Origin of the sequence: Paracoccus halophilus, from assembly GCF_000763905.1 — a bacterium.
Classification (GTDB): domain Bacteria; phylum Pseudomonadota; class Alphaproteobacteria; order Rhodobacterales; family Rhodobacteraceae; genus Paracoccus; species Paracoccus halophilus.
Map to the genome: position 1 here is coordinate 1 of NZ_JRKN01000085.1, position 1,662 is coordinate 1,662.

The following is a 1,662-nucleotide window of genomic DNA, read 5'->3' on the forward strand; positions in this document are numbered from 1 at the left end:
CTTTGCCCGCTTGAAAGATTGGCGGCGTATCGCAACCCGTTACGACAGATGCGGAGACCTGTTCCTCTCCGCCATCTGCATCGCCGCCATCGTCATCTTTTGGCTGCCAAAATGAGTCCTGACCCTAAAAAGAATAGAGAATGCGCTAAAGAAAGATCCCTTAGTGGGGTAATCCTCCCCGTTTTAACGGGGCGCGACCGTAGAACTCACGCGGCCATTTTCAGCTTCATGGCGGGTGTGACGCCGCCGATGCCCATGTTCGGGCGTTCGTTGTTGTAGGTCCATAGCCATTCGGTGGCGATCTGCTGCACCTCCTCGATGGTTTCAAAGATGTAGAGGTCGAGCCATTCGTGCCGAACCGTCCGGTTGTAGCGCTCGACATAGGCGTTCTGCTGCGGCTTTCCGGGCTGGATGTAGGTCAGGGCGATGCCCTGCTTCTCGGCCCAGATTGTCAGCGTGGCACTGACGTATTCCGGGCCGTTATCGACCCGGATCGCCAGCGGTTTGCCGCGCCATTCAATGATCTGGTTCAGGGCTCGGACGACCCGCTCGGCGGGCAGCGAAAAATCGACCTCGATACCCAGCCCCTCGCGGTTGAAGTCGTCCAGCACATTCAGCAGCCGGAACTGCCGCCCGTCGGCCAGCCGATCGGCCATGAAATCCATCGACCAGACCAGGTTCGGGGCTTCTGGAACTGCCAGTTCATCGGGCTTCTCCCGCTTCAGCCTGCGCCGCGGCTTGATCCGCAGGTTCAGCTCCAGCTCGCAGTAGATCCGGTGGACCCGCTTGTGGTTCCAGACATGTCCTTTGACGTTCCGCAGGTGCAGGAAACACAGGCCGAAACCCCAGGTCTTGTGGACATTCGTCAGCCCGACCAGCAGATCGGCAATCATCTCGTTCTCGTCGTCACGCTTCGGACTATAGCGAAAGCAGGTCTCGCTGACGCTGAACGCCCGGCAGGCCAGCGCGATGCTGACCCCCTTCGTCGCCACCGCCTTCTCGGCCAGCTCCCGGCGCTGAGCTGGCCGCGTCACTTTTTTCCCAGAGCCTCTCGAAGCAGATCGGCCTGCATGCTGAGATCGGCGAACATGCGCTTCAGTCGCCTGTTCTCATCCTCGAGGGCCTTCATCTGGCTCATCATGGATGCATCCATGCCGCCAAACTTCGCGCGCCATTTGTAAAACGTCGCGCTGCTGATCCCATGCTCGCGGCAAAGCTCGGAAACGGGCAGCCCGCCCTCCGCCTGGCGCAGCACGCCCATGATCTGGGCTTCGGTGAAACGGCTCTTCTTCATCGGAATCTCCTCGTCCATCTTGCCGAGAAAATTCTACCTTCGCATCCCCTTAACCACGGGGAGGATTACCGTGGCGCCAAGAATTGGATTTTGCAGCTGGAAATCCCCGCGGATACAAATTCTTGCATCATACCAATCCAGAGGGGTACTCTATACCATCTGTTCGGAAAATGAGAGAGTCGCCAGGGCGATTGCGGCTCATCTGTCGAGTGAAACTTCGCTTTTCCTGCATCTCCGAAAATGGCACGACATCCCCCTTTGGTCCGAATTCCGCATCTTCATTCGCGACCGCCGCGTCATTGGCATTTCGCAATATCACCATCAGTCGGGCTTTGCCGAGATCCCGGCCAACGAGCGCGCGATCAAGG

General features: G+C 58.6%; 2 protein-coding genes and 1 pseudogene. 2 read left to right on the forward strand and 1 reads right to left on the reverse strand.

The window, feature by feature from the left end:
• Positions 1-115, forward strand: a pseudogene (locus IT41_RS21180) (IS5/IS1182 family transposase); the annotation flags it as partial.
• Positions 116-206: 91 nt separating this feature from the next.
• On the opposite strand, the gene IT41_RS19170 reads toward IT41_RS21180, so the two are convergent.
• Positions 207-1,294 (reverse strand): IS3 family transposase gene (locus IT41_RS19170; protein ID WP_139221806.1). Its coding sequence is split into 2 segments (ribosomal slippage): positions 207-1,045 and positions 1,045-1,294, totalling 1,089 coding nucleotides; the frame shifts between segments, so codons are not numbered across the junction.
• A gap of 70 nt (positions 1,295-1,364) precedes the next feature.
• On the opposite strand from IT41_RS19170, the gene IT41_RS21185 reads away from it, so the two are divergent.
• Positions 1,365-1,662: cell division cycle 123 family protein (locus tag IT41_RS21185; RefSeq protein WP_231564846.1), on the forward strand; the 298-nt coding region annotated here is incomplete at its 3' end.